General features: G+C 67.3%; 25 protein-coding genes and 1 pseudogene. 12 read left to right on the top strand and 14 right to left on the bottom strand.

The window, feature by feature from the left end; all coding sequences use genetic code 11:
- Window positions 1–59: 59 nt before the first annotated feature.
- The 5 genes from antB to VK98_RS17580 form a co-directional block, all read right to left on the bottom strand.
- The gene (gene antB, locus VK98_RS17600) at window positions 60–551 is read right to left on the bottom strand and encodes an anthranilate 1,2-dioxygenase small subunit (RefSeq protein ID WP_048415263.1); all 492 of its coding nucleotides are present in this window, start codon (window positions 549–551) and stop codon (window positions 60–62) included.
- Window positions 548–1942: an anthranilate 1,2-dioxygenase large subunit gene (antA, locus tag VK98_RS17595; protein WP_048415262.1), complete on the bottom strand. Its 1395-nt coding sequence runs from the start codon at window positions 1940–1942 to the stop codon at window positions 548–550. Before antA ends, antB begins: the two co-directional genes overlap by 4 nt.
- 81 nt (window positions 1943–2023) lie before the next feature.
- Window positions 2024–2935 carry a catechol 1,2-dioxygenase gene (catA, locus tag VK98_RS17590; protein ID WP_048415261.1) on the bottom strand — a complete coding sequence of 304 codons (912 nt, stop codon included), beginning with the start codon at window positions 2933–2935 and terminating at the stop codon, window positions 2024–2026.
- 78 nt (window positions 2936–3013) lie between these two features.
- Window positions 3014–3304, bottom strand: a complete 291-nt coding sequence (catC, locus tag VK98_RS17585) for a muconolactone Delta-isomerase (protein ID WP_019100978.1) — start codon at window positions 3302–3304, stop codon at window positions 3014–3016.
- Window positions 3305–3329: 25 nt separating this feature from the next.
- Window positions 3330–4481 carry a muconate/chloromuconate family cycloisomerase gene (locus VK98_RS17580; RefSeq protein WP_304413556.1) on the bottom strand — a complete coding sequence of 384 codons (1152 nt, stop codon included), beginning with the start codon at window positions 4479–4481 and terminating at the stop codon, window positions 3330–3332.
- 93 nt (window positions 4482–4574) lie between these two features.
- Between VK98_RS17580 and VK98_RS17575 the strand changes: the two genes are divergently transcribed.
- A complete protein-coding gene (locus VK98_RS17575) occupies window positions 4575–5474 on the top strand; it encodes a LysR family transcriptional regulator (RefSeq protein ID WP_048415260.1) in 900 nt (299 codons plus the stop codon).
- A gap of 27 nt (window positions 5475–5501) precedes the next feature.
- On the opposite strand, the gene VK98_RS17570 is transcribed toward VK98_RS17575, so the two are convergent.
- Window positions 5502–6371: a helix-turn-helix domain-containing protein gene (locus VK98_RS17570; protein WP_048415259.1), complete on the bottom strand. Its 870-nt coding sequence runs from the start codon at window positions 6369–6371 to the stop codon at window positions 5502–5504.
- 214 nt (window positions 6372–6585) lie between these two features.
- On the opposite strand from VK98_RS17570, the gene VK98_RS17565 reads away from it, so the two are divergent.
- The 5 genes and pseudogenes from VK98_RS17565 (at window position 6586) to VK98_RS17545 (ending at window position 11330) form a co-directional block, all read left to right on the top strand.
- Window positions 6586–7764 carry a 4-hydroxybenzoate 3-monooxygenase gene (locus tag VK98_RS17565; RefSeq protein ID WP_048415258.1) on the top strand — a complete coding sequence of 393 codons (1179 nt, stop codon included), beginning with the start codon at window positions 6586–6588 and terminating at the stop codon, window positions 7762–7764.
- 39 nt (window positions 7765–7803) lie between these two features.
- A pseudogene (locus VK98_RS17560) lies at window positions 7804–9099 on the top strand (MFS transporter); the annotation flags it as partial.
- An 88-nt stretch (window positions 9100–9187) separates the two neighbouring features.
- Window positions 9188–9937 carry a protocatechuate 3,4-dioxygenase subunit beta gene (gene pcaH, locus VK98_RS17555; RefSeq protein WP_048415257.1) on the top strand — a complete coding sequence of 250 codons (750 nt, stop codon included), beginning with the start codon at window positions 9188–9190 and terminating at the stop codon, window positions 9935–9937.
- On the top strand, window positions 9934–10554 hold the full coding sequence (pcaG, locus tag VK98_RS17550; protein WP_048415256.1) for a protocatechuate 3,4-dioxygenase subunit alpha: 621 nt from the start codon (window positions 9934–9936) through the stop codon (window positions 10552–10554). Before pcaH ends, pcaG begins: the two co-directional genes overlap by 4 nt.
- 80 nt (window positions 10555–10634) lie before the next feature.
- Window positions 10635–11330 (top strand): NAD(P)-dependent oxidoreductase, encoded by a 696-nt coding sequence (locus VK98_RS17545; RefSeq protein WP_048415347.1) that lies wholly within the window; start codon window positions 10635–10637, stop codon window positions 11328–11330.
- A 167-nt stretch (window positions 11331–11497) separates the two neighbouring features.
- Here the strand turns inward: VK98_RS17545 and VK98_RS17540 are convergent, their stop codons facing one another.
- Window positions 11498–12700 (bottom strand): MFS transporter, encoded by a 1203-nt coding sequence (locus VK98_RS17540; protein ID WP_048415255.1) that lies wholly within the window; start codon window positions 12698–12700, stop codon window positions 11498–11500.
- Between the two features lie 292 nt (window positions 12701–12992).
- Between VK98_RS17540 and VK98_RS17535 the strand changes: the two genes are divergently transcribed.
- Window positions 12993–13586 (top strand): TetR/AcrR family transcriptional regulator, encoded by a 594-nt coding sequence (locus VK98_RS17535; RefSeq protein WP_048415254.1) that lies wholly within the window; start codon window positions 12993–12995, stop codon window positions 13584–13586.
- On the opposite strand, the gene pcaC is transcribed toward VK98_RS17535, so the two are convergent.
- From pcaC to VK98_RS17500, 7 genes are all read right to left on the bottom strand, one after another.
- Complete coding sequence (gene pcaC / locus VK98_RS17530; protein ID WP_048415253.1) at window positions 13575–13979, bottom strand: 4-carboxymuconolactone decarboxylase; 405 nt, start codon at window positions 13977–13979, stop codon at window positions 13575–13577. The genes VK98_RS17535 and pcaC overlap by 12 nt on opposite strands.
- Window positions 13972–15321: a 3-carboxy-cis,cis-muconate cycloisomerase gene (locus tag VK98_RS17525; RefSeq protein ID WP_048415252.1), complete on the bottom strand. Its 1350-nt coding sequence runs from the start codon at window positions 15319–15321 to the stop codon at window positions 13972–13974. Before VK98_RS17525 ends, pcaC begins: the two co-directional genes overlap by 8 nt.
- A gap of 13 nt (window positions 15322–15334) precedes the next feature.
- Complete coding sequence (pcaD, locus tag VK98_RS17520; RefSeq protein WP_048415251.1) at window positions 15335–16117, bottom strand: 3-oxoadipate enol-lactonase; 783 nt, start codon at window positions 16115–16117, stop codon at window positions 15335–15337.
- A gap of 12 nt (window positions 16118–16129) precedes the next feature.
- Window positions 16130–17470 (bottom strand): aromatic acid/H+ symport family MFS transporter, encoded by a 1341-nt coding sequence (locus tag VK98_RS17515; protein WP_048415250.1) that lies wholly within the window; start codon window positions 17468–17470, stop codon window positions 16130–16132.
- 293 nt (window positions 17471–17763) lie between these two features.
- Window positions 17764–18966 (bottom strand): 3-oxoadipyl-CoA thiolase, encoded by a 1203-nt coding sequence (gene pcaF / locus VK98_RS17510; protein WP_048415249.1) that lies wholly within the window; start codon window positions 18964–18966, stop codon window positions 17764–17766.
- Window positions 18963–19622 (bottom strand): 3-oxoacid CoA-transferase subunit B, encoded by a 660-nt coding sequence (locus VK98_RS17505; RefSeq protein WP_048415248.1) that lies wholly within the window; start codon window positions 19620–19622, stop codon window positions 18963–18965. Before VK98_RS17505 ends, pcaF begins: the two co-directional genes overlap by 4 nt.
- Window positions 19615–20307 carry a 3-oxoacid CoA-transferase subunit A gene (locus VK98_RS17500; protein ID WP_048415247.1) on the bottom strand — a complete coding sequence of 231 codons (693 nt, stop codon included), beginning with the start codon at window positions 20305–20307 and terminating at the stop codon, window positions 19615–19617. Before VK98_RS17500 ends, VK98_RS17505 begins: the two co-directional genes overlap by 8 nt.
- A 170-nt stretch (window positions 20308–20477) precedes the next feature.
- Here VK98_RS17500 and VK98_RS17495 point away from each other — a divergent pair, with 170 nt between their 5' ends.
- The 5 genes from VK98_RS17495 (at window position 20478) to VK98_RS17475 (ending at window position 25639) form a co-directional block, all read left to right on the top strand.
- The gene (locus tag VK98_RS17495) at window positions 20478–21287 is read left to right on the top strand and encodes an IclR family transcriptional regulator C-terminal domain-containing protein (RefSeq protein WP_048415246.1); all 810 of its coding nucleotides are present in this window, start codon (window positions 20478–20480) and stop codon (window positions 21285–21287) included.
- A gap of 104 nt (window positions 21288–21391) precedes the next feature.
- On the top strand, window positions 21392–22867 hold the full coding sequence (locus VK98_RS17490; protein ID WP_053077459.1) for a PAS domain S-box protein: 1476 nt from the start codon (window positions 21392–21394) through the stop codon (window positions 22865–22867).
- A complete protein-coding gene (locus VK98_RS17485) occupies window positions 22864–23310 on the top strand; it encodes a response regulator (RefSeq protein WP_231589315.1) in 447 nt (148 codons plus the stop codon). The genes VK98_RS17490 and VK98_RS17485 overlap by 4 nt, the downstream gene beginning before the upstream one ends.
- Window positions 23311–23315: 5 nt before the next feature.
- Complete coding sequence (locus tag VK98_RS17480) at window positions 23316–25082, top strand: bifunctional diguanylate cyclase/phosphodiesterase (RefSeq protein WP_048415245.1); 1767 nt, start codon at window positions 23316–23318, stop codon at window positions 25080–25082.
- Between the two features lie 83 nt (window positions 25083–25165).
- Window positions 25166–25639, top strand: a complete 474-nt coding sequence (locus VK98_RS17475; RefSeq protein WP_048415244.1) for a hypothetical protein — start codon at window positions 25166–25168, stop codon at window positions 25637–25639.
- Window positions 25640–25658: the final 19 nt, after the last annotated feature.

The raw sequence follows: 25658 nt of genomic DNA, 5'->3' as shown, positions 1-25658 counted from the left end.
TGCTTTTTCACTTGTTTTCGCCTTGTCTCGCCTTAGCTCGCGAGATCGTAAATAGACTCTTAGAGGTGATAGAAGTCCAACACCGCGTTGACGGTATCGTTCAGCAACAACACATGCTGACGCCGGATCAGCCAGCCGTCGCCGTTGCGCGCCAGCGTGTAAGCGGCGCGGCCGTAGAAATAACTGGTCTCGCCGAAGCGGGTGTAGAAGGTGGTCCAGTTGACGCGGGCTTCCACCAGGCCGTCCGCGCCGCGTTCCACGCGGATATTGGCCAACTGATGCAAGGTGCGCGGCATCGGGTTGCAGGCGGCGGATTTGCCGGTGCGGATGCGGAACACCCTGTCCTCCAACCCGGCGCGGCTGGCGTAGTAGATCAGCGACATCTCGCGCTTGGGGTCGGTGGTGTAGACGTGCTCGGCGTCCCATTGCGGCACGTGGTATTCGCAGTCCGGCGCGTAATCGGCCAGGTAAGCGTCCCAGTCCTGGCCGTCGCACAGCTCGGCGTGGCGGTAGAGGAACTGTTCCACCTGGTAATGCAGTTCGATGTTCATCGCTCGGCTCCCTCGGCGGCGGCGCGCCGTTCCAGTCCTTGCAGCAGGAATTGCCGCCAGGCGCTGTGCTGGTTGACGTACAGGCCCTCATGGGTGATTTCGGTCCCGGTCAGGCAGGGAGAAATGCCCAGGGTCTCGCTATTGGGCGTGGCCCCGGTCCGCCAGCGCGGGTGGCCGCGCGAGATGTCGCTCCAGCGCTCCAGCCGCGCCTGGAAACCGCGCTGGGCTTCGCGGAATTCGGTCAGATCGTCCGGCGTGCCCATGCCGGACACATTGAAGAAGTCCTCGAACTGGCGGATGCGGTTTTCGCGGTCGGCGGCGGATTCGCCCTTGACGCCCAGGCACTGGCTCTGCACCAGGGTCTTGTTCCAGGCCAGCGGGCGGATGATGCGCAGCTGGGAGCTGATCTGGTCGATGAAGAACAGGCTGGGATAGATGTTGAGGTTGCGCAGCCGGTGCATCATCCATTCCGCCTTGGCCTGGCCGTGCTCGGCCACCAGCCGCGGCATGATGCCGGCGTAGCCGGGCCGCACCGCCGGGTTGGGCATGTCGCTGAACAGCACGCTGTGGCCGTTGGGGAAGGAGAACCAGCCGTCGTCGGTGGCGGCGTCGCCGGCGCCCAGCTTGCTGTAGTCCAGCGTCGAGGCCTGCGCCTCGCCTTGCTGGCGGCTGACTTCCTGGCGGTGCTGCACCGTGGCCACGTAGTTGTAGTGCACGGTGCTGACGTGGTAGCCGTCCAGGCCGTTCTCGTTTTGCAGCTTCCAGTTGCCGTCGTAGGTGTAGCTGGATTTGCCGGGCAGCACTTCCAGTTCGCCGCTGGGGGATTGCGCCACCATCATGTCGAAGAAGACCTTGGCGTCGCCCAGATAGTCTTCCAGCGAGTCCGCGCCGTCCGGGTCCAGGCTGACGAAGACGAAGCCCTTGTAGCTGGCCACGCGCGCCGGTTTCAGCGAACGGGCGGCCTTGTCGAAGTCCGCCGGGTATTCGCCCGGCGCCTTGACCTTGAGCAGGCGGCCGTCGTTCTTGTAGCACCAGGCGTGAAACGGGCAGGTGAAGGTGGATTGATTGCCCTTGCACTGGCGCACCAGGGTGGCGCCGCGGTGCTGGCAGGCGTTGACCAGCGCGTGCAGGGCGCCGTTGCCGTCGCGGCTGATGATCAGCGGCTGGCGGCCGCCCTGCATGGTGATGAAGTCGTTGGGCGCGGCGATTTCGCTTTCGTGACAGGCGTAGATCCAGACTTTCTCGAAGATCAGCTCCATCTCCAGGTCGAACAGCTGCGCGTCGGTGAACATGTCGCGGGCGATGCGGTAGACGCCGTCGTCCGGGCGGAAGTCCAGGCAGCCGCCGACATAGCTGCGCCATTGCTCGGTGGTGCGGAAGGTTGTGCTCATCGTAATGTCCTTGAACAGGTTCTGCGTTCCGGCGGGCCCGCCGCGCCGGGCGGCGGGCCGCGCTTGCCGTCCGTTTCAGACCTAGCCCTGGGCGCGGGCGCGGCTCACCTCGGTGGAGGGGGCCGGCGCCGCTTCGCGGTGCAGGGTGAAGTTGAACTCGATGCGGGCGAAGGGTTTGCCGACGCCGCTCTGGCGCAGTTCCTCCGGCGCGCTGACGTGCTGGATCTCCGGCACCAGCCCTTCGCGCGAGCCGAAGGCGAAGTCGTCCCACAGATACGGATCGTCCTGGATGTTGATCTGGGTGGTCAGCTTGCGGAATCCGGGCGCGGACACGAAGAAATGCACGTGGGCCGGGCGGTTGCCGTGGCGGCCCAGCTGTCGCAGCAGCCGGTCGGTGGGGCCGTCCGGCGGCACGCTGTAGCCACAGGGCATGATGCTGCGGAAGCGGTAGCGGCCCTGGTCGTCGGTGCGGATGCTGCGGCGCAGGTTGAAGTCGCTCTGGCTCTGATCGAAGTAGGAGTAATTGCCCAGACTGTCGGCGTGCCATACCTCCACCAGCGCGTGCGGCACCGGCTGGCCGGCGCTGTCCCGCACCTGGCCGCGCATGAACAGGGGCTCGCCCTCGTCCTTGCCGTCGTCCAGCCGCGCCTCGCATTCGCACAGCGGCGCGCCGGCCACGTAGAGCGGCCCTTCTATGGTGCGCGGCGTGCCGCCGAGCAGGCCGGCCTTGCGCTCGGCCTCGTCGGCGCGCAGGTCCAGGAAGTGTTCCAGCCCGAGCCCGGGCACGATCAGGCCCATTTCGCCGTTGCGGCCGGCGTCGGCCAGCAGGCCCACCGCGCTCCAGAATTCCGACGGCTGGATGTCGAAATCCTCGATCGCGTAGCACAGCTCGCGCATCAGGCGGTTGACGATGGCGCGGGTGCGCGGGTTGGCCTTGTCGGTGGCCGGTTGGTCAAAGCGTTGCAGCAGGGCGTCGATTTCGGCGCGTTCCATGGTGTTTCTCCTTTGTTGACGGGCGGGGCGGGGGTCTTGTGTTTTGATTCCGCCGCGGTGGACCGAACAGGCGCGAGCCTAGCGGTCGTCGGCGTGGATGCTGGACGGATGCCGGTTCAAGGGCCGCACCTCGATGCGCATGAAGGGAAATAAGGGCAGGCTGGACAACAGCTGATGCAGTTCTTCGGCGTCGGCGACGTCGAACACGCTGATGTTGGCGTACTGGCCGCTGAGCCGCCACAGGTGCCGCCACTGGCCGCTGCGCTGCAGCGCCTGGGCGCGTTCGCGCTCGTCCAGCTTCAAGGCCGCCGCCCGCTCCGGGTCCAGGTCGTGCGGCAGGCTGACTTGCATTTCCACATGAAACAGCATGGTGGTCTCCTTGGGATGTCGGGTTTCAGACCGCGTGCAAGCGCGGCGCGGTCCGGTCGCGGCGCAGGGCCGCCAGCTTGTCCGGGTCCGGCCGCACGCCCAGGCCGGGGCCGGACGGCAGCCGCAGTTCGAAATCGCGGTAGCAGAGCGGCTCGGTCAGCAATTCCTCGGTCAGCAGCAGCGGGCCGAACAGCTCGCTGCCCCAGTCCAGCCGCTCGAAGGTGGCGAACAATTGGGCCGAGGCGATGGTGCCGACGCCGCCTTCCAGCATGGTGCCGCCGTAGACGCCCAGGCCGTTGACGGCGGCGATCTCGGCCACCTGGCGCGCGGCGAACAGGCCGCCGGACTGCGCGATCTTCACCGCGAACACGTCGGCGGCGTCCTGGCGCGCCAGCTGGTTGGCGTCGGCCGGGCCGTGCAGCGCTTCGTCGGCCATGATGGGCACTTCGAAGCGGCGCGCCAGCCGCGCCAGCGCGGCGGCGTGTTCGCGCGGCACCGGCTGTTCGATCAGCTCGACGCCGCCGTCCTGCAGCCGGGCGATCGCGCGTTCGGCCTGCATCTCGCTCCAGGCCTGGTTGACGTCGACGCGCACGCCGGCGCGGCCGTCCAGCGCGCGGCGGATGGCCAGCGCGTGGGCGACGTCGTCCTCCGGCGCGCGCAGGCCTATCTTCAGCTTGAACACGCGGTGGCGGCGCCGCTCCAGCATGACCTCGGCCTCGGCGATGTCGCGGCCGGTGTCGCCGCTGGCCAGGGTCCAGGCCACCGGCAGGCTGTCGCGCACCCGGCCGCCCAGCAAGTCGCTCAGCGGCACGCCCAGCCGCCGCGCCTGAATGTCCAGCAGCGCGGTTTCCAGCGCGCATTTGGCGAAGCGGTTGCCGCGGGCGCCGCGGCGCAGCTTGAGCAGCAGGCGGCCGACGTCGCGGGCGTCCTCGCCCAGCAGCAGCGGGGCCAGGTGGCGGTCGATATTGGTCTTGACGCTTTCCGGGCTTTCCTCGCCGTACTGCAGCCCGCCTATGGTGGTGGCCTCGCCCCAGCCTTCTTGTCCGTCGCGGCAGCGTATGCGGACCAGGGCCAGCGTCTGGCTGCGCATGGTGGCCACCGACAGCTGGTGCGGACGGATGGTGGGCAGATCGACCAGAATGGTCTCCACCGTGTCTATCGCGGTATCAGGTATCAAGATTGCGCTCCCGTGGTTTCGGATATCATGCAAGCCTGTGGAACCGCGGGTCCAACACCGTTTTCGTCTGCTTCCATACCTGTGAGGTATTGAATGGAATTGCGCCATCTGCGCTACTTCGTCGCCGTCGCCGAGGAGCTCAACTTCACCCGCGCGGCGGAAAGGCTGCACATCGCCCAGCCGCCGCTGAGCCGGCAGATCCAGCAACTGGAGGAAGAGCTGGGCCTGTTGCTGCTGGACCGCGGCGCGCGGCCGCTGCAGCTGACCGAGGCCGGCCGCTTCTTCTACGCCCAGGCGCGCAATCTGCTGGCCCAGGCCCAGGGCATGCGCGCGATGACGCGCAAGATCGCGCTGGCGCGCCGTCAACTGGTGATCGGCTATGTCGGCTCCACGCTGTACCGGCCGCTGCCGGAGGTGATACGCCGCTTTCGCGCCATCCACGCCGACACCGAGCTGTCCTTGCTGGAAATGACTTCGCTGGAGCAGGTGGAGGCCTTGAAGGCCGGCCGCATCGACGTCGGTTTCGGCCGGCTGCTGTTCGACGACCCGGCGGTGGAGCGCGAGGTGCTGGCCGAGGAGCCCTTGTGGCTGGCGCTGCCGCTGGAGCATCCGCTGGCGCGGCGCGAAGGCCCGCTGCGCTTGCGCGACGCGGCGGAGGAGACGGTGTTGATCTATCCGCGCCAGCCGCGGCCCAGCTACGCCGACCAGGTGCTGGCTGCCTTCCGCCAGCGCGCGCTGGAACCGGCCTACGCGCTGGAGGTGCGCGAACTGCAAACCGCGCTGGGCCTGGTGGCCGCCGGCATGGGGGTGTGCGTGGTGCCGGCCAGCGTGCTGCGGCTGCGCCGCGACGACGTGATCTACCGGCCGCTGACGGACGAGGGCCTGGCGTCGCCGCTGATCATGAGCGCGCGGCGCGGGGACCGTTCCGAGGAGCTGAGCCTGATCCGGCGGCTGTTGCGCGAGCTGTTGCCGCGCGAGGAGACGGAGGAGTAGGGCGTCGCCGCGCGGCCTGGCGCGGGTTCAGATCCTGGCGCGGAACTCGCTTGGCGACAGTCCGATCTGGCGCTTGAAGCGCCGGCAGAAATAAGCGGGGTCGTTGAAGCCCAGGTCATAGGCCACGCGGCTGATCGGCCAGGCGCTGTAGGCCAGCATGCGGCGCGCCTCCAGCATCAGGCGCTCCTGGGTCACGGCGAAGGCGGTTTTCCGGCTCAGCTTGAGGCAGGCGCGGTTGAGCCTGCTGGCGGCCACGCACAAAGCGTCCGCATAACGCGGAATGTCCCAATGCTCGCGGTAGCGCTCTTCCAGCAAGGCGTGGAAGCGGGCCAGCAGTTCGCGCTCGGCCGCTTGAGCGGCGCCGGCGCCGTCCGGCTCGTCGATCAAGCGCGCCAGCATCAGCAGAATGGCCTTGAGCAGCCAGCCCACCATCAAATCCTGGCCGCGCTGCGGCCAGCATAGCTCCGCCAGCAGTTGTCCGAACAGCGACTCTATGCGCTCCCTGGCCGGCCAGTCCCGCCGCAGGTCAAGCAATCTGGGCGTTCGCAGCAAGGGCCGCAGCAGCGCGCCGGCCTGATCCGGGCCGCGGGTCAACAAACGCTCGGCCGCGGTCAAGACGAAGCCCTGCGCCTCTTCCACAAAGCTGTAGCCATGCACCGTCCCCGGCGGCAGGCAAATGGCGGCCGGCCCGCTCAACCGGTACTCGCGGTCGTCTATCCGCGCCTTGACCTCGCCGTCCAGCAGGCACAGCAATTGAAACAGGCCGCGATGGCAATGGTCGGCGATTTCCCAACCGAAACGCCGGCTGCGCGAGCCCAGCAATTCAAGATGCAGGAACTCCGCATCCATCACGCAGCTGTCGTCGCCGTACAAGGTGAATTCCGGCGCGCGTCCCATCTTGTTCTCCCGAATCCAGACTGTGCAAATAGTACAAGCCTTTGTCAGCTTGCTCCATTTGGCGCGGCGCCGACTGCGGCTAGGATTTCCCAAGCAAATCAAGACTTTCAGCCGCGGCGCTTTCTTCCGGCATTGCCGCGGCGCAATAGGCGGCGAGCCGGCGTCGCCGCAATCGTGCAAGCGTTGTCACGTTTCTTGTTGATGGAGGCTTCCCATGCGTACATCCGTTGGCATCATCGGCGCCGGCCCGGCCGGCCTGCTGCTGGCGCAATTGCTGCAGCGGCAAGGCGTCGATTCCGTGGTGCTGGAGGCGCGGGGACGCGCCGAGATCGAATCCACCGTGCGCGCCGGGGTGCTGGAGCCCGGCACGGTGGAGCTGCTGACGGAGGCCGGCGCGGGAGAGCGGCTGCAGAGCCAGGGGCAGACGCACCGCGGCATCGAACTGGCTTTCGGCGGCAGCCGCCACCGCATCGATCTATACGCGCTGACCGGGCGCGCCATCACCGTTTACGCCCAGCACGAGTTGCTGAAGGACTTGATCGCCGCGCGGCTGGAGGCCGGCGGCGGGCTGGTCTTCGACAGCCCGGTCACCGCGCTGGAATCCTTCGACGGCGGCGGACCCGCGCGCGTCCATTACCGCGACGCCGGCGGCGAACGAGTGCTGGAGTGCGACTTCATCGTCGGCTGCGATGGCTTCCACGGCATCGCCCGCCAGGCGCTGGGCGAGCGCGAGCCGCCGTGGCAACGCCAGTATCCGTTTGCCTGGTTCGGCATCCTGGCGGCGTCGCCGCCGTCCGCGTCCGAGCTGATCTACGCCTGCCATGAACGCGGCTTCGCCCTGCTCAGCACCCGCTCGCCCACGCTGCAGCGGCTCTACTTTCAGTGCGCGCCGGACGACAGCGTGGACGCCTGGCCGGACGCCAGAATCTGGGACGAGTTGCAGGCCAGGGTGCCGGCGGTGGATGGGCAGAGCCTGCGACAGGGGGAGATCCTGCAGAAAAACATCATCGCGATGCGCAGTTTCGTGGCGCGCAGCCTGCGGCGCGGCCGGCTGTTTCTGGCCGGCGACGCCGCCCACATCGTGCCGCCCACCGGCGCCAAAGGCCTCAATCTGGCCGCGGCCGACGTGCGCTTGCTGGCCTCGGCCCTGGCCGCTTACTTTCGGGACGGCGGCGAAACGGCGCTGCTCGATTACAGCCGCCGCGCCTTGCGCCGCGTCTGGCGCGCCGAGCATTTCTCCTGGTGGATGACCGGCTTGCTGCACGCCTTTCCCGACGCCAGTCCCTTCATGCGCCAGATGCAGCGCGCCGAACTCGACTACCTGTCGTCCTCGCCGGCGGCGGCCACCGTGTTGGCCGAGAACTATGTCGGCATGGGCTGGGACTGGGGCTAGCCAGCCGGATATTCAAACAAGAACGAGAGGAGACCCCGCATGACCAACAAAGCGCCATTGGATGTGCAGACCGTCATCGACGAGCGTTTCAGCCCTTATCAGCGCCTGCTGCTGGCGCTGTGTTTCCTGGTGGTGGCGGTGGACGGCTTCGACACCGCCGCCGTCGGCTATATCGCGCCGGCCCTGGTTCAAGAATGGGGCGTGCCGCGCGCCGCGCTGGGGCCGGTGTTGAGCGCGGCCTTGTTCGGCCTGGCGATAGGCGCGCTGACCGCCGGGCCGCTGGCGGACCGCCACGGCCGCAGAATCGTGCTGCTGGGCTCGGTGCTGTTCTTCGGCGCCGGCAGCCTGGCCAGCGCTTTCGCCGCCACGCTGGAACAATTGACCGCCTTACGTTTCCTGACCGGCCTGGGGCTGGGCGCGGCCATGCCCAATGCGGTGACGCTGATGTCGGAATTCGCGCCGGCGCGTTACCGGGCGGCGCTGGTGAACGCGATGTTCTGCGGCTTTCCGCTGGGCTCCTCCGCCGGCGGTTTGCTGGCCTCCTGGCTGATTCCGCATTACGGCTGGCGCAGCGTGCTCTTGCTAGGCGGCGTCGCGCCGCTGCTCCTGGCCGCGCTGTTATGGCGCCACTTGCCGGAATCGGTGCGCCATCTGGCCGCCCGCGGCGCGCCGGCGGCCGAGATCCGCCGCGTGCTGGAACGCATCGCCGGGCGCGACTTGTCCGCCGCGGCGGGCTTCGTCGCCGCCGAACCCGTCGTCGGCGCGCGTTCGGCGGTGGGCGTCATTCTGGCGCGGGACTACCGGCTGGGTTCGCTGATGCTGTGGCTGGCTTACTTCATGGGGCTGCTGATTTTTTATCTGCTGACCAGCTGGCTGCCCATCCTGATCAAGGACGCCGGCTTCACCATCAGCCAGGCCGCGCTGATGACGGCCCTGTTTCCGCTGGGCGGCGGCATCGGCACCCTGGCCGCGGGTTATCTGATGGACCGCTTCAATCCCAACCGGGTGGTGGCGCTGGGTTATGCCTTGACCGCGGCGCTGATCTTCGCCGTTGGGCAGGGCACGGCGACGATGCTCAGCCTGGGCGGCTTGATCTTTCTGGCCGGCACCGCAATGAACGGCGCCCAGTCGTCGATGCCGGCGCTGGCCGCCGGCTTCTATCCCACCCATGGCCGCGCCACCGGCGTGGCCTGGATGCTGGGCATCGGCCGCTTCGGCGGCATCGCCGGCGCCTTGCTGGGCGGCGAGTTGCTGCGCCGGCAGCTGGAGCTGGAGCTCATCTTCGCCCTGCTGGCGATTCCGGCGGCGCTGGCGGCCGCGGCCCTGCTGTGCAAGCAGCGCTTCGCCGCCGCGCTCAAGCCTTTCGACGCCGTTCCGGCGCCAGCCTCGCCGCCGTCCCCCGCAAACCCACAGGAGAAATCCCATGTCGATACGAGTTCAAGCCGTGGATGAATTTTACCCGCGAGACCCTCGCGACCATCCGCCGGCCTTGGCGCCGGACTACAAGAGCAGCCTGCTGCGCGCGCCGCGCCATGCGCTGGTCGCCTTGCAACACTCGCTGTCGGAAATCACCGGGCCGGTGTTCCATGGCGAGGAGCTGGGCTCGCTGGATCACGACCTGACGCGCAATTACGCGCGCCAGGGTTCGCCGATAGGCGAGCGCCTGATCGTCCACGGTTTCGTCCGCGACCAGAACGGCCGGCCGGCGGCCAATACGCTGATGGAAATATGGCAGGCCAACGCCGGCGGCCGCTACCGGCATCGCCAGGACCAGTATCTGGCGCCCATCGATCCCAATTTTGGCGGCTGCGGCCGCGCCTTGACCGACGAAAACGGCTATTACTTCTTCCGCACCGTCAAGCCCGGACCCTATCCATGGCGCAACCGCGCCAACGACTGGCGGCCGGCCCACATCCATTTTTCCCTATCCGGCGCGGCTTACGCCCAGCGCTTGATCACCCAGATGTATTTCGAGGGCGATCCCCTGATCGCCGGCTGCCCGATTGCGAGGTCCATCCAGGACGAGGAGCAGCTGCGGGGTTTGATCGCGCAGCTGGACCGGCGGACCACGGTGCCGTTCGACAGCCTGGCCTATCGTTTCGACATCGTTCTGCGCGGCCGGCGCGCCACCTTGTTTGAAAACCGCGTGCAAACTCCGCAGGAGGCCTCATGAACCCGTTCCCATTCCCGCACCCACCGCACATGCTGCGCGAAACCGCGTCCCAGACCGCCGGGCCCTATGTGCATATCGGCCTGGCGCCGCAACAGGCGGGTTTTGATGTGTACCGAAACCCTATCGGCGCCAGCCTGCTCGCGGACGGCCTGGAAGGCCAGCCCATCGTCTTGTCTGGCCTGGTGCTGGACGGCGCCGGCGCGCCGGTGCGCGACGCGCTGCTGGAGATCTGGCAGGCGGACGCCCATGGCCGCTATGCCGGCCCGGAAGCCGCCGGTTTTCGCGGCTGGGCGCGCGCCTGCACCGATTTCGACAAGGGGAGTTACCGCATCGACACGATCAAGCCGGGCCGGGTGATGGGCCGGGACGGCCGCTGGATGGCGCCGCACATCAATGTCTGGCTGGTGGCGCGCGGCATCAATCTCGGCCTCCATACCCGGATTTACTTCGCCGACGAGGCCGAGGCCAACGCCGTGGACCCGGTGCTGAGCCTGATCGACGGGGAGGGGAGGCTGCAGACGCTGCTGGCGCGGCCCGAGGGTGCCGGCGATGAGTGGGTGTACCGGTTTGACATTCATTTGCAGGGCGAACGGGAGACGGTGTTCTTCGAACTGTGACGGCGCCGCGATCCGCGATAAACTTTTCGGCAGGCACAGCGTGTGCGGCGCTGTCTTCCCCGTTCAATACAGGTATGGCCATGAAGAAAATCTGCATCATCGGCGCGTCCGGCAAGCTGGGCCAATACATGGTTCAGCATGCGCTGGACCGGGGCTACGAGGTGGTCGCGGTCTGCCGCGCCGTCAGCGTGGCCAAACTGGAGCGTTTCAAAGACCGCATCGCCATCATGCCCGGCGCCAGCGACGATCGCTCGCTGATACAGCGGGCGGTGGCCGGCTGCGACGGCGTGCTGACCGTGCTGGTGCCCTGGGGCATGCGGCGCTATTCCTCCGGCACCGCGCAGGCGGTGCTGGACTTCGCGCCGGCAGGCGCGCGGCTGATCTTTTCCTGCGGCTGGCATATCAGTCGAGACGGCCAGGATGTCTATCCGCTGTCCATCCGGCTGGCGGTGTCGGCAGGCGGCTGGCTGCTGCGTCTGTTCCGCGTCGGCGAAATCGAGGATCAGGTGCGGGCTTGTCGACTGATCTTCGCCAGCGACGCCCGCTGGACCGTGGTGCGCGGCAGCAATCTGACAGAGGGCGTCAGCGAGGGGCTGCCGATCTGGAGCGAGCATGTGGGCGATGCGGTGTTGAAAAGCAATCTCACCCGCCGCATAGACTTCGCCCTCTTCATGGTGGCGGCGCTGGAGGACGAGGCCATGCTGCGCCAGGCTCCGGCCATTGTCGGCCGCCATACGCCGTCGGCGCGGGCCGCCGTCGCGGCGACGGCGGGCTGAGAACCTGTCCAAGGTCTGCGGCGTTTCGCGAAGCCTTGCACGGCGAGTACCAGCTCAAAATGCTCATGTACCCCTCGTACATTTCGCTTTTCGCTCGTTTTCGCCTTGTCTCGCCCTTGCTCCCGAGGCTGTGAACAGGTTCTAAAGGCAGCGAAGGATGGGCGCAATCAGCCGTCCAGGGCGGGTTCGAGGGCCTGCGCTTTCAAGCGCCTCCTGCCGGCCCAGGCGATCAAGACCATAGACGTGCTGGCGGCCAAGGTCACGCCGAAACCGGCGCGCACGCCGGCATGGTCCACCACCCAGCCGGTCACCGCCGCGCCCAAGGCCACGCCGCTGGCGAGACCGGTGATCAGCCAGGTCAGGCCTTCGGTCAACTGGGCCGGCGGCACCATTTCCTCCACCAAACCCATCGCCACGATCATGGTGGGCGCGAAGAACACGCCGGCCAGCAAGACGCCGGCGGTCAGCAGCCATAGATTGGAAACCAGCAGCAAGGGCAGGGTGGCCAGCGCGGTGGCGGCGGCGGCCCAGACAAAGAGCCGCGCCAGCGGCATGCTTGCCTTGCGCGCGCCGAACAGCAGGCCGGCCAGGCAGGAGCCTATCGCGTACACCGACAACACGATGCTGGCCGCCGCCGGCTGTCCCTGCTGCTGGGCGAAGGCGACGCTGATCACGTCCACCGCGCCGGCGATGGCGCCCAGCGCCACCAGGGCCAGGATCAGCACCCGCATGCCGGCCAAGGCCGCCACCGAGCCGCGGCGTTCCCGCGCGCCGGGGTGCACCGGCGGCTCGGTGCCGGTTTGCGCGCAGAAGGCGGCGACGCCGCCGGCCAGCAGCAACGCGGCCAGCAGCGGGCCGGCCTGCGGAAACGCGGCCACGCTCAGGCCGACGGCGATGGGCGGGCCGACGATGAAGCAGACCTCGTCCAGCACCGACTCCAGCGAAAACGCGGTGTGCAAGCGCGGCGAGCCGCGGTAGATCTCGGTCCAGCGCGCGCGGGCCATCGCCGACATGCTGGGCATGAAGCCGGCGAAGGCGGCCGAAACGAACAAGGTCCAGGCCGGCCATTGCGCCCAGCTGCAGAACAATAAGGACAACATCGCCGTCACGCTGAGCGCGGTGGCCGCGGGCAGCACCCGGCGTTGGCCGTAGCGGTCCACCGCCCGCGACACCTGCGGCGCCAGCAGCGCCATCGAGAAGGTGAAGGTGGCGGCGACGGCGCCGGCCAGCCAGTAGGAGCCCGAGGTTTGCGACAACATGGTGATGATGCCGATGCCGGTCATCGAAATAGGCATCCGCGCCACCCAGGCGGCGGCGGAGAAGGCCAGGCTGCCGGGATGGGAGAACAAGCTGAGATAGGGGTTAGCCATCGGGTTTCCTTGTGGACGGACCTTAGAACCTGCTTACGATCTGCTGCGCGTCGGTAGAGACATTGTGCGATGAGTGCCCACTTCGAAATGCTCATGTACCACTCGTACATTCCGCTTTCTCAGCAGTTTTCGCCTTGTCTCGCTCTTGCTCGCGAGCCTTTGAACGGGCTCTTACGATTCTACGAGCTATGCGGCCCGCTGTTTTAATATACGCGACGTATGTTAAACTAATCGAGATACGCCGCGTATGTCAAATACGAAGCGATGGGCAATGCGGAAGCAGGGGAACGGAATGAAGAGCAAGACACGCAGCGAAACCATGGAGGAAACCCGGGCCCGGCTATTGCTGTCGGCGCGCCTCAGCTTCGGCTCCGACGGTTATGCGGCGGCGGTGATGGACGAGCTGACCGCCGCCGCCGGCGTGACCCGCGGCGCGCTTTATCACCATTTTGGCGACAAGAAAGGGCTGTTGCTGGCGGTGGCCCAGGCATTGGACGCTGAAATCGACGCCGAAATCGCCAGGGCGGAAGGCGAAACGCCGGAGCGGTGGCCAGCCTTCAAGCAACGCTGCCGCGCCTATCTGCAGGCGGTGACGACGCCGGAGGCGCAGCGCATCCTGTTGCGCGACGCGCCGGCGGTTTTGGGCGCGGACTACGTGCAGGCCGGCCAGCGACAGTGCGTCGGCGCCATCGCCGAGCGCCTGAGCGCCTTGATGGAGGCCGGCCTGATCCGCCGCGCCGACCCGCGGGCGCTGGCGCGGCTGATCCACGGCGCGCTGGTGGAGGGCGCCTGCTGGGCTGCCGGCGCAGAACGGCCGGCGGAGGCGCTGGCTCAGACGCTGGACGCGCTGGAGCCGCTGCTGGAGGGTTTGCGGCTAAGAGCCTGAGCCGTCGCCGCCGTCACAGGACGTGGCGGCCAAGGCTTCTTCCGCCAGCTGGAAGGCGGTGTTCGCCGCCGGCACGCCGCCATACACCGCCACTTGCAGCAGGGTTTCCTTCAATTCGTCCCGGCTGACGCCGTTGTTGCGCGCGGCGCCCAAGTGCAGCTTCAGTTCCGCCTCCCGGCCCAGCGCCGCCAGCATGGCGATGGTGATCAGACTGCGCTCCCGGCGCGCCAGGCCCGGGCGCTCCCAGATATCGCCCCAGGCGTAGCGGGTGATCAGATCCAGGAAGTCGCCGTTGAAATCGGTGCGGCCGGCCAGGCTGCGGTCCACATGGGCGTCGCCCAGCACTTCCCTGCGTATTGTTTCGCCGCGACGACGGCGTTCTTGCTCATCCATTCCCTTGCTCCCGGTAGTGGTTCAACACCCGTTCCACCAGGGCGTCGGCCGCGCCCAGGTTGTTGGAAGGGTCCAATAGCGCCTGCAATTCCTCCCCGCTGAGCAAAGCCGACAATTCCGGATGGCCGCGCAGCGCGTCGGCCAGGCTTTCTCCTTGCCGGCGCGCCCGGCGGCAGCATTCCGCCACCAAGCGATGCGCTTGCGCGTGCCCCAGCCGTTCCGCCAGCGCCATGGTCACGGCTTCCGCCATGATCAGGCCGCCGCTGGCTTCGAGATTGCGACGCATCGCGCCGGGGTGGACTTCCAGCCCGCGCAGCAGATCCACCGCTTGACGCAAAGCGCCGGCGCACAGGCACAGCAGCTCCGGCAGCGTTTCCCACTCCGCCTGCCAGCCGCCCAGGCCGCGCTCCTGTTCCTGCGCCTGGGCGGCCAACAGGGTGGCGGCCAGCCCCGGCGCGCGCGCGGCGGCGGCCAGCAATACCGCCGAGGCCACCGGGTTGCGCTTGTGCGGCATGCTGGACGAGCCGCCGCGGCCCGGCTGCTCCGGCTCGCTCAGTTCTGCGATTTCGGTTTGCATGGACAAGGACACGTCGCGGCCCAGTTTGCCCAGCGTGCCGCACAAGAGCGCGCACCAGCAGGCCAGCTCGGCCAGACGATCGCGCTGGCTGTGCCAGGGCAGGTCCGGCGCGGCGAGGTCCAGCCGCCGCGCCAGATGCTCGGCCACCGCCAACCCATGCGGCTCCAGCGCGGCCAGCGTGCCGGCGGCCCCGCCCAATTGCAGCGTCAGCAAGCGCGGCCGCAATTGACGCAGCCGCTCGCGCTGGCGCAGCAGCGCGTCCAGCAGGCTGGCGAACTTCAGCCCCAAGGTGGTGGGCGGCGCCTGTTGCAGCCAGGTGCGGCCGGCCATGATTTCGCCGCGATGGCGGGCGCAGCGCTCGGCGCAGTCGTCGATCAGCGCGTCGAGATCGGCGCCGATGCCTCGCAGCGCCTGCCGCAATTGCAGCACCAAGGCGGTGTCCAGCACGTCCTGGCTGGTGGCGCCCCAGTGGACGAAGCGGGCGGCGTCGGCATCAGCGGCGGCGACCAGCGCCGTCAGCTGCCGGACCAGCGGAATCGCCAGATTGCCGGCCAGCGCGGCGTCCGCCGCCAGCCGGGGCTGATCGAACCGTTCGGCGCGGCAGTGCGCGGCGATGCTCTCCGCCGCGGCCGGCGGAATCACGCCGGCGTCCGCTTCGGCCAGCGCCAGCGCGGCCTCGACGTCCAGCATGGCCTGGATGGCGGCGCGGGGGGCGAAGGTCTCGGCGGCGGGGCCGGGGCGGAACAGCGGATTGAGCAGTTCCATCGGTTTCGTCGCCTCAGTGAGCGTCCAGAAAGGCCAGCAGCGCCTGTTCGAAGGCGAACGGCGCTTCCAGATTGGACAGGTGGGAGGCCGGCAGCAGCGCCAGGCGGGCGTCAGGCATCGCCGCGGCCATGGCTTCCGCCTGCGCGGCAGTGGTGACCGGGTCCTGCCGGCCGGCGATCAGCAGCGTGGGCGCGGCGATGCGCGGCAAGTCCGCGCGCAGGTCGGCGTCGGCCAGCGCCTCGCAGCAGGCGGCGTAGCCGTCCGGCGGGGTGGCCGCCAGCCAGGCGCGCGCCTGTTCCACCGTGTCCGGCGCCTGGGCGCAAAATCCGGCGCTGAACCAGCGCAGATGCGCGTTGGCGGCCAGCTCGGCCATGCCCTCGGCGCGCACTTGGGCTGCGCGCTGCCGCCAGGCCTCGGTTTCGCCTATCTTGGCGGCGCTGTTGCCGACGGTCAGGCTCCGCAGCCGTTCCGGCGCGTGAACGCCCAGCCACAGGCCGGTGAGGCCGCCCATCGAAATGCCGCAGAAGTGGGCGCGCTCGATGTCCAGCGCGTCCAGCAGCGACAGCGCGTCGCCGGCGAGGTCCGCCAGCCGCGGTGTCGCCGGTCCGGCTTCGCTGCCGCCATGGCCGCGGGCGTCGTAACGCAGCACGCGGTAACGCCGGCTCAGCGCCGCCAGCTGCGGCCGCCACATCTCCAGCGTGGTGCCCAGGGAGTTGGACAGCAGCAGCGCCGGCGCGTCGGCCGGGCCGTCCTGTTGGTAGTGCAGAGAATGGCTGGCCAGTTTCAATATGGGCATGGGGGCTCCTCTCTATGCCTGGGACTTCAAAACCGCGGGCGCGGCGTCCAGCCGCGCCATCGCGAACAAGGCCAGCGCGCCGGCCAGCACCGGCGCGGCGGCCCAGGCGAAAAAGCCGTGCGCCGATCCGGCCGCGGCAAACAGCAGGGCGCCGGTCATAGCACCGATAATGGAGCCGGCGCGGCCGGCGGCCAGCGCCCAGCTTACCCCGGTGGCGCGCGCCTGGGTGGGGTAGAGGGTGGCGGCGAGTATGCTCAGATTGTTCAAGGCGCCGGTCAGGCTGAAGCCCACCAGGAACACGGTGGCGAACAGCCAGCCGCCGTCGCCCAGCGCCGCGCCCACGGCGGACAGCGCCAGCGCCGCCAGCAGGCACAGCCAGGGCAGCACTCTGCGCGCGCCCATCCTGTCCATCAACATGGCCATGACCACGCCGCCCACCGCGCCGCCCAGCGGCACCATCGCGCTGATGCGCGCCGCCTGCGCGGTGCTGTAGCCGTGGTCTCGCAGAATGGTGGGCATCCAGTTGGTCAACAGGTAGAACACGAACAGGCAGCAGAAAAAAGTCAGCCACAGCAGCAGGGTGCGGGCGCGCGCGCCGGCGACGAATAGCAGGCTGGCCGAGGAGCGGCCGGCCGCGGCGGCGTTTTCGTGGCGGAAGGCCTGGCCCTGCCAGCGCGGGTCCGGATTGATGCGGGCGACGATGCGGCGCAGCGCGGCGGCCTGCTCCGGCCGGCCGGCGAGATAGCATACCGATTCCGGCAACAGCCAGATCATGAAGGGCAGCAAGAGCAGGGGCGCCAGGCCGCCGGCCGTCAGCACGCCTTGCCAGCCCCACAACGGGATGATCTGGCTGGCGACGCCGCCGCCCAGCGCCAGGCCGGCGGTGAAGCCGGCGTAACTGAGGGTGACCAGCAGCATGCGGTGGCGCGCCGGCGAGTATTCCGAGCTCAGGGTGATGCAATTGGGCAGCACGCCGCCCAGGCCGATGCCGGTGAGAAAGCGCAGCAGCGCCAGCGTTTCTATGGAATCCGACCACGCCGAGGCCAGCGTGCCCAGGCCGAAGATCAGCGTGCACAGCAGCAGCACCCGCTTGCGGCCCAGGCGGTCCGCCACCGGGCCGAAGGCGAAATTGCCTATCAGCATGCCGAACAGGCCGGCGCCGAAAGCCGGAGCCAGCTGGCCGCGGGAAATGCCCCACTGGCCGATCAGCTCGGGCGCGATGTAGCCGATGGCGGCGGTGTCGAAACCGTCCAGCAGCACGATCAGAAAACACAGCGTCAACACCATGATCTGGTAGCGGGACAGCGGGCTGTCGTCGATGAATTCGCTGATGTCCATGGGCTTGTCCTGCATGGGAGCCTCCTGAGGAAAGAGGGCGCGCGGGCGGTGCTCGCCGCGTCGCGCCTTGCCGACGCGCGCTTGATGGTAAGCCGGTTCTCAGAGCCTGTTTACGATCTGCTGCGCGTCGGCGGGACGAGTAGAAAGGGGCGTTAAAAACAAACTCAAAATGCTCATGTACCGTATGTACACTCCGCTTTTTCGCTTGTTTTCGCCTTGTCTCGCCTTAGCTCGCGAGATCGTAAACAGACTCTCAGAGACCGTTCAAGGTCTCACGGTCCAGAGCGCGGCGAACCTTGAACAGTTTCTCAGACGCGCTCGATGATCAACGCGATGCCTTGCCCCACGCCTATGCACATGCTGCACAGCGCGTAGCGGCCGCCGGTGCGTTGCAGCTGGTACATGGCGGTGGCGGCCAGCCGCGCGCCGCTGGCGCCCAGCGGGTGACCGAGGGCGATGGCGCCGCCGTTGGGGTTGACGTGCGGGGCGTCGTCCGGCAGCCCCAGCTCGCGCAGCACCGCCAGCGCCTGGGAGGCGAAGGCCTCGTTCAGCTCGATCACGTCCATCTGCTCCAGCCGCAGCCCGGCCAGGGCCAGGGCCTTGCGCATCGCCGGCGCCGGGCCGAAGCCCATGATGCGCGGCTCCACGCCGGCGCAGGCCATCGCCAGCACTCGCGCGCGCGGCGTCAGACCGTGGCGTTGCAAGGCGGCTTCGCCGGCCAGCAGCAGCGCCGCCGCGCCGTCGTTGATGCCGGAGGCGTTGCCGGCGGTGACGCTGCCGTCGGGCCGCACCACGCCCTTGAGTCGGGCCAAGGCCTCCAGCGAGGTGGCGCGCGGGTGCTCGTCGCGGCTAAAGCGCAGCGCCTCGCCCCTGGCTTGCGGAATCAGCGCTTCCATCAATTCATCGTCCAGCCTGCCGGCCTCCTGGGCGGCGGCGGCGCGCAGCTGGCTGCGCAGCGCGAAGGCGTCCTGGTCCTCGCGCGAAACGCGGAATTGCTCGGCCACGTTTTCCGCCGTCTCCGGCATGCTGTCCACGCCGTAGCGCTCGCGCAGCAGCGGGTTGACGAAGCGCCAGCCCATGGTGCTGTCCTCGATGCGCAGATTGCGGGCGAAGGCGCTGTCCGCCTTGCCCATCACATAGGGCGCGCGGCTCATGCTCTCCACGCCGCCGGCGATGATCAGCTCGGCCTCGCCGCTCTTGATCGCGCGCGCGGCCTGGCCGATGGCGTCCAGGCTGGAGCCGCACAGGCGGTTGACGGTGCTGGCCGGCGTGGACGGCGGCAGGCCGGCCAGCAGCGCGGCCATGCGCGCCACGTTGCGGTTGTCTTCGCCGGCCTGGTTGGCGCAGCCGTAGAGCACATCGTCCAGCCGCTCCCAGTCCACGCCCGGGTTGCGCTGCTGCAGCGCTGTCAGCGGCAGGGCGGCCAGATCGTCGGCGCGCAAGGCGGACAGGCCGCCGCCGTAACGGCCGAAAGGGGTGCGGATGGCGTCGCAGAGATAGGCGTGGTTCATGGTCTCTCTCCTTGGCGGGCGTCGGTCAGACTGACCGGCGTCAGCCGCTGCAATTCGTTGAAATCCAGGCCGGGCACGCATTCGCGCAGCAGCAGCTCGCCGTCGCTGAGATCTATCACCGCCAGGTCGGTGTAGACGCGGTGGACGCAGCCGACGCCGGTCAGCGGATAGCTGCAGGCTTCCACCAGCTTGCATTCGCCTTGCTTGCTCAGGTGCTCCATCATCACGAACACCTGCTTGGCGCCTATGGCTAGGTCCATTGCGCCGCCCACCGCCGGGATGGCGTCCGGCGCGCCGGTGTGCCAGTTGGCCAGGTCGCCGCGCCGCGACACCTGGAAGGCGCCCAGCACGCAGATGTCCAGATGGCCGCCGCGCATCATGGCGAAGGAGTCACCGTGGTGGAAGAAACAGCCGCCGGGCAATAGCGTGACCGGCTCCTTGCCGGCGTTGATCAGGTCCGGGTCCGCCTGGCCGGGCGCAGGCGCCGGCCCCATGCCCAGCAGGCCGTTTTCGCTGTGCAGGAAGATGTCCAGCTCCGGCGGCAGGTAATCGGCCACCCGGGTGGGCAGGCCTATGCCCAGATTGACGTAAGCGCCTTCCGGGATGTCGCGCGCCACCCGCGCCGCCATCTGTTCGCGGTTCAGTCGATTAAGCATGCCGGCCTCCTGGCGCGTTCCGGTCGGCGACGCAGACCAGCTTGTGAACGAAGATGCCCGGCGTCACCACGGTTTCCGGATCCATCTCGCCCAAGGGCAGCACTTGTCCCACCTGGGCGATGGTCTGGCGCGCGGCGGCGGCCATGATGGGGCCGAAGTTGCGCGCCGCCTTGCGGTATTGCAGATTGCCCCAGCGGTCGCCGCGACAGGCCTTGATCAGCGCGAAATCGGCGTGGATGGGGTATTCCAGCACGTAGTCGCGGCCATGGATGCGGCGGGTTTCCTTGCCCTCCGCCAGCAGGGTGCCGTAGCCGGTGGGCGTGAAGATGGCGCCCAGGCCGGCGCCGGCGGCCTGGATGCGCGCGGCCAGATTGCCCTGCGGCACCAGTTCCAGCTCGATGTCGCCGGCGCGATAGAGCGCGTCGAACACCTGGGAGTCCGCCTGGCGCGGAAACGAGCAGACGATCTTGCGCACCCGGCGCGCGCGCAGCAGCGCGGCCAGGCCGGTCTCGCCGTTGCCGGCGTTGTTGTTGACGATGGTGAGGTTGCGCGCGCCGTGGTCTATCAGCGCGTCTATCAACTCCGCCGGCTGGCCGGCGACGCCGAAGCCGCCGATCATCACCGTGGCGTCGTCGTGGATGTCGGCAATGGCGGCGGCGGCTGAACTTACCGTTTTATCTATCATCGACTGTCCTTTGCAGGCTGCGAGCAGCCGTGAATGGAAAGGATTTTGTGCGATTATCGAACAAGTTATCTTTAATCGCGCATTCAGCATGCTTGCCCGTCGGACGCGCGGTCAATACGATGATCGCAATAGTGTGCGGTAATCGCTCAAGACGGAAAAAAGGAGTCAAGATGCAACAGTGGCAAGAGGCGGCGGACGAGGAGGGCGTGGAGGAGACGTTCAGCGGCGACCCCAACTACATGGCCTCGCTGGCGCGCGGGCTGGCGGTGATTCAGGCGTTTTCGGCGCAGCGGCGCCTGCTGTCCACCTCGCAGATCAGCCAGCGCACCGGCATTCCGCGCGCGGCGGTGCGGCGCTGCCTATACACGCTGAACAAGCTGGGCTTCGTGGACAGCGAGGACGGCCGCCATTTCTCCCTGCGCCCGCGCATCCTGGCGCTGGGCCACGCCTATCTGGGCTCGACGCCGCTGGCGCGCGCCGGCCAGCCGGTGTTGCGCCACGTCAGCAGCAGCGTCAACGAGTCCAGCTCCATCGCCATCCTGGACGGCGACGACATTCTTTATATCGCGCGCGCCTTCACCAGCCGCATCATGACGGTGGACCTGGACATCGGCAGCCGCCTGCCGGCGGCCTGCACCTCGATGGGCCGGGCGATGCTGAGCCGGCTGCCCGCCGCCGAGCTGGCCCAGTTGCTGGACCGCGCGCGGCTGGTCCAGCACACGCCGCACACCATTGTTGAGCGCCCGGCGCTGGAGGCGGAGCTGGCGCGGGTGGCGGAGCAGGGCTATGCCTTGATCGATCAGGAGCTGGAAATCGGCCTGCGTTCCATCGCCGTGCCCATCATCGGCGCCGACGGCCGCGCCGCGGCGGCGATCAACGTGGGCGTGCAGGCGGCGCGGGTCAGCCGCGAGGATCTGCTGCTGCGCATCTTGCCGGTGCTGCGCGAGGCGGCGGCGGAACTTGCCTTGCTGGCGGGCTGAGGAAAGCTTTGCCCTTGGCGCAGATAGGACATCAGAATTAACAGCGCGCGGGAAAACCCTATGCTAAACCTACAGCAACAAGACATAGGCGAAAGCAGGGTGTCATGTCGTTCAAATTTCCGGAAAGGGCGCCCGAGACCGGCGCTTCCGGCAACGCCGGACTGGCTTCGGTAGTCGAGGCCGCCCCGGTGGGCGTGCTGGTGGTGGCGGCCGACGGCCGCATGCTTTACGTCAACAGCGCGCTGGAAAACATGTTTGGCTACAGCAAGGAGCAATTGCTGGGACAGGCGGTGGAGATGCTGTTGCCGGCGGAGATTCGCGGCCGCCATCTCGATTTTCGCCAGCTGTTTTTCTCCAATCCCACCTCAAGAACCATGGGCAGCGGCCGCGAGCTGTTCGCCCAGCATGCCGACGGCCGCCAGTTTCCGATCGAAATCGGCCTGGGTTCGATGCCGCACGGCGATGAAATCTGCGCCGTCGCCTTTGTCAGCGACATCACGCCGCGGCGCCGGCTGGAACACCGTTTCGCCAAGGTGGTGGCGTCGCTGCCCATCGGCCTGCTGATGGCGGGCTCTGACGGCAAAATCTCCATGACCAATCCGACGCTGGACGCGATGTTCGGCTACCCGCCCGGCGAACTGGTCGGCCAGCCGGTGGAGGTTTTGCTGCCGCCGCGCATACGCGAAGGCCACCCGGCCTTGCGAGCCGCCTTCGCCAGGGCGCCGGAAGTGCGCTCCATGGGTTCGGGCCGCGATCTGCTGGCCCAGCGCAGAAACGGCAGCGAGTTCCCGGTGGAAGTGGGGCTGACGCCGCTGGAAACCGACGGGGAGCGGCAGGTGCTGGCCGCGATCACCGACATCTCCATGCGCAAGAAATTTGAGGAAACCTTGCAGCAAGCCAATGCGCAGCTGGAAGAGTTCACCTATGTGGCCTCGCACGACTTGCGCTCGCCCTTGCGCGGCATTGCCGATTTGATTTCGTGGATACGCGAAGATCTGGACCCGGCCCAGCTCAGCGCCGACATCGAGAGAAACTTCGTCCGCGCCGAGGAGCGCATCGCCCGCGCCGAACGCATGATAGAAGACTTGCTGGAGTACGCGCGGGCAGGGCGCCAGGAGGAACGCGTGGAAGAGGTGGACCCCGGCCAACTGGTGAGCGAGGCGCTGGAGCTTCTCGACATCTCGCCGGACTTCCGGCTGGAAGTGGAGATCAAGGCCAGGCCGTTTCCCGCCGCGCGCACTCCCTTGTCGCTGGCGATCCGCAATTTGCTGTCCAACGCCTGCAAGCACCATGGGCGCGGCAAGGGCGTGATCCGCATCACGGTGGTGGAGGAGGGGCGCTTCAATCTGTTCACGGTGGAGGACGACGGCGTTGGCGTGCCCGAGGGCTCGGAAGAGCGCATTTTCAAATTGTTCCACCGTGCCAGCAGCCAGGCGGAGGGACACGGCGTAGGGCTGGCGGTGACCCGCCGCATGGTCAACAGCAACGGCGGCACCGTGGTTCTGGACAGGAGCGGCGTGCTGGGCGGCGCCTGTTTCCGCATCCGCTGGCCGCGGTTTCCGCTCAAGGAGGTGGAATGATGACGAGCGCGACGATATCGAGCGACATCACGGTTTTGCTAGTGGATGACGATGACGTGGCCATCGAGGGCGTACTGCGCGGCGTGCGCCGTCAGGGACTGGATTGCAAGATGGTGACCGCCTGCGACGGCCTGGAGGCCTTGCAGATCCTGCGCGGCACGCACGACAGCAAGCAGATCAACAGTCCCTTCCTGATTCTGCTGGACCTCAATATGCCGCGCATGGACGGTTTTCAATTTCTTGAGGCTGTCCGCGCCGACAGCCAGCTGCGCAATTCCGTGATCTTCGTGCTCACCACCTCGTCGCGCGACGCGGACCGCATGCGCGCTTACGAGGAAAACGTGGCCGGCTACATGATGAAATCCTCGGTGGGCCCGCAGTTCGTGAAGCTGATGGATCTGCTGCATTCTTACGCCCAGTCCGTGGTTTTGCCGGCCCGGTAATCGCAATGATCGACGATGTCGAATGCCTGGCGGACGCGCCGCAGCAAGTCAGCGTGCTGGTGGTCGACGACGACGACGTCGACCGCGAACGCATCATCCGCCTGCTGCATCGGAACGCCTTGTGTTCGCAGATTCTCGAAGCGGACTCCAAGGCCAGCGCCTTGAGCCTGTTGGGCCGGGAATTGTTCGATTTCGTGTTCCTGGACTTCAAGCTGGACGACGGCGACGGCCGCGAACTGGTGCCGTCCATCCAGCAGCGCAATCAATCCTGTCTGATCGTGGCGGTCACCGGCACCGGCAATGAGCGCATCGCCGCCGAGGCGATCAAGCTGGGCGTGTACGAATACCTGCCCAAGTTCGAATTGACCGAAGACCGGCTGCGCCAGACCATCAGCGACGGCGTGCGGGTGGCGGCGATACAGGCCAAGCTGCGCGAAACCGAGCAGTTGCTGCAGCACCGCAGCCTGTACGACTCCTTGACCGAGTTGCCCAACCGCAATCTGTTCCTGGACCGCCTGGATCAGCTGTGCGCCTTGCACGCCCGCAATCAGCTGCCGTTCGCCGTGCTGATGATAGACCTGGACCGCTTCAAAGAGGTCAACGACAAGCTGGGCCATCAGGCCGGAGACCTGGTGCTGAGGGAGGTGGGCGCGCGCTTCTCCAGCCTGCTGCGCGGCTCGGACACCATCGCGCGGCTGGGCGGCGACGAATTCGCCGCCTTGCTGCTGGAAGTGGACGACGCGGAGTGCGCGTTGGCCTTGGCGGAGAAAGTGGGGCACACGCTGGACGCGCCCATCCTGGTGGGCGAGCACGCCTTGTCGATAGGCGCCTCCTTCGGCGTGGCGATGTGCCCGCAGCATGGCTGCGATCCCGCGCAGCTGTTGTCCTGCGCCGATATCGCGATGTACCAGGCCAAAAGCAATCTCGGCGCCGTCGCCTTGTACGCGGGCGAGCACGACAAACCCTGGCCCAAGGCGGGACAAACCACCCAGGCCTTGATCACCCAATTGACCCGGGCGATCCAGCACGACGAACTGGAAATGCATTACCAGCCCAAAGTCCGGCTGGATACCGAGGAAGTGGTCGGCTTCGAAGCCCTGGTCAGGTGGAACAGTCCGGCGCAAGGGCGGGTGAACCCAGACGACTTCATGCCCACGCTGGAGTCCTGCAATCTACTGAGCCGTTTCACTTATCTGACGCTGGAACTGGTGCTGTCCCAACAGCAGTGCTGGATCGGCCAGCTGCGCAAGCCGTTCAAGGTGGCTGTGAACATTTCCGCCCGCATGCTGGAAGACGATCGCTTCGTCGAAGAGGTGATGGCGCGGCTGGCCAGCTACAAGATTCCGTCCAGCCTGCTGGTGCTGGAACTGACGGAAACCGCGCTGGTCATCAACCCGGTCAAGGCCAAGGAGATGATTGAACAGCTGCACGCCCAGGGCGTGTCCTTGTCGATAGACGACTTCGGCGCGGGCTTCACCTCATTTACCTATCTGAAGAGCTGCCCAATCACCGAAATCAAGTTGGACAAGGCGTTTGCGCAGGAACTGGAGCCGGGTTCCTTCAACGCCTCTCTGATACAGTGCATGGCGGTGTTTTGCCAGAGCCGCGCCATCGACTTCATCGTGGAAGGCGTTGAGCGCAAGGAATACTGGCCTGTACTGACGCGGCTTGGCTGCAACTTGGGCCAGGGCTACAGCATTGCCAAGCCGATGCCGGCGGCCAAGGTGTTGCCGTGGTGGGAAGCGTGGGAGCAAGGCAAGCGCCGTGGCTGATCTCGCTATACGCTAATGTTCGCATAATGTATATTATGTCAAATAAAGGATATTCAGATTGTGCAGCTCAATAAGGAAAGATCATGACTGATCCCCATCCGGAAATGCAAAAGCAGCTAGCAGTTCGCATCGCATCAACAGCGAATGCTGCTGAGAAGGAAGCGCTGCTCCTCTGGATCGAACGGCTACTGGAAATCAAAGCCTCCGATCTCCCTGCCGCACAGAAAGCAAAGCAAGCCATATCGGTCACTGGCAGCAGCAACATTGTTCTTCCAGCGGTCAAGATGATCGCTTGTGAAGCGAAGCGCCTCGCATGGGATGATCGCGGGCTCACAGGTAGACTGGGACTTGGTGGAGCCACGGTCGGATTGGCGCTTTTTGGTGGGCAAGGAGCTGGCATCGCCGCACTTGGCACAGCCATTGGCGTTCCACTTTGGGTTATCTTTGGTGCGGGCGCCGCGTTTCTTGGTGTTCTCTATGAGGAGATCACTGGCAAGAAACCAAATCCAAAGACGACGCACCGGGTAATAGATTCGGAAACGGAGAACAAGGAATAAGGCTGCGAAATTGAACGGT

This window comes from Chromobacterium sp. LK11 (genome assembly GCF_001043705.1).
Taxonomy (GTDB): domain Bacteria; phylum Pseudomonadota; class Gammaproteobacteria; order Burkholderiales; family Chromobacteriaceae; genus Chromobacterium; species Chromobacterium alkanivorans.
Note: the sequence above shows the minus strand (reverse complement) of the source record. Positions and strands in the feature narration are given on the sequence as shown.

Excerpts from the sequence above, each read along its gene's own strand:
- antB (WP_048415263.1), bottom strand. The coding sequence starts at position 551 with ATGAACATCGAACTGCATTACCAGGTGGAACAGTTCCTCTACCGCCAC.
- antA (WP_048415262.1), bottom strand. The coding sequence starts at position 1,942 with ATGAGCACAACCTTCCGCACCACCGAGCAATGGCGCAGCTATGTCGGC.
- catA (WP_048415261.1), bottom strand. The coding sequence starts at position 2,935 with ATGGAACGCGCCGAAATCGACGCCCTGCTGCAACGCTTTGACCAACCG.
- catC (WP_019100978.1), bottom strand. The coding sequence starts at position 3,304 with ATGCTGTTTCATGTGGAAATGCAAGTCAGCCTGCCGCACGACCTGGAC.
- VK98_RS17575 (WP_048415260.1), top strand. The coding sequence starts at position 4,575 with ATGGAATTGCGCCATCTGCGCTACTTCGTCGCCGTCGCCGAGGAGCTC.
- VK98_RS17570 (WP_048415259.1), bottom strand. The coding sequence starts at position 6,371 with ATGGGACGCGCGCCGGAATTCACCTTGTACGGCGACGACAGCTGCGTG.
- VK98_RS17565 (WP_048415258.1), top strand. The coding sequence starts at position 6,586 with ATGCGTACATCCGTTGGCATCATCGGCGCCGGCCCGGCCGGCCTGCTG.
- pcaH (WP_048415257.1), top strand. The coding sequence starts at position 9,188 with ATGTCGATACGAGTTCAAGCCGTGGATGAATTTTACCCGCGAGACCCT.
- pcaG (WP_048415256.1), top strand. The coding sequence starts at position 9,934 with ATGAACCCGTTCCCATTCCCGCACCCACCGCACATGCTGCGCGAAACC.
- VK98_RS17545 (WP_048415347.1), top strand. The coding sequence starts at position 10,635 with ATGAAGAAAATCTGCATCATCGGCGCGTCCGGCAAGCTGGGCCAATAC.
- VK98_RS17540 (WP_048415255.1), bottom strand. The coding sequence starts at position 12,700 with ATGGCTAACCCCTATCTCAGCTTGTTCTCCCATCCCGGCAGCCTGGCC.
- VK98_RS17535 (WP_048415254.1), top strand. The coding sequence starts at position 12,993 with ATGAAGAGCAAGACACGCAGCGAAACCATGGAGGAAACCCGGGCCCGG.
- pcaC (WP_048415253.1), bottom strand. The coding sequence starts at position 13,979 with ATGGATGAGCAAGAACGCCGTCGTCGCGGCGAAACAATACGCAGGGAA.
- VK98_RS17525 (WP_048415252.1), bottom strand. The coding sequence starts at position 15,321 with ATGGAACTGCTCAATCCGCTGTTCCGCCCCGGCCCCGCCGCCGAGACC.
- pcaD (WP_048415251.1), bottom strand. The coding sequence starts at position 16,117 with ATGCCCATATTGAAACTGGCCAGCCATTCTCTGCACTACCAACAGGAC.
- VK98_RS17515 (WP_048415250.1), bottom strand. The coding sequence starts at position 17,470 with ATGCAGGACAAGCCCATGGACATCAGCGAATTCATCGACGACAGCCCG.
- pcaF (WP_048415249.1), bottom strand. The coding sequence starts at position 18,966 with ATGAACCACGCCTATCTCTGCGACGCCATCCGCACCCCTTTCGGCCGT.
- VK98_RS17505 (WP_048415248.1), bottom strand. The coding sequence starts at position 19,622 with ATGCTTAATCGACTGAACCGCGAACAGATGGCGGCGCGGGTGGCGCGC.
- VK98_RS17500 (WP_048415247.1), bottom strand. The coding sequence starts at position 20,307 with ATGATAGATAAAACGGTAAGTTCAGCCGCCGCCGCCATTGCCGACATC.
- VK98_RS17495 (WP_048415246.1), top strand. The coding sequence starts at position 20,478 with ATGCAACAGTGGCAAGAGGCGGCGGACGAGGAGGGCGTGGAGGAGACG.
- VK98_RS17490 (WP_053077459.1), top strand. The coding sequence starts at position 21,392 with ATGTCGTTCAAATTTCCGGAAAGGGCGCCCGAGACCGGCGCTTCCGGC.
- VK98_RS17485 (WP_231589315.1), top strand. The coding sequence starts at position 22,864 with ATGATGACGAGCGCGACGATATCGAGCGACATCACGGTTTTGCTAGTG.
- VK98_RS17480 (WP_048415245.1), top strand. The coding sequence starts at position 23,316 with ATGATCGACGATGTCGAATGCCTGGCGGACGCGCCGCAGCAAGTCAGC.
- VK98_RS17475 (WP_048415244.1), top strand. The coding sequence starts at position 25,166 with ATGACTGATCCCCATCCGGAAATGCAAAAGCAGCTAGCAGTTCGCATC.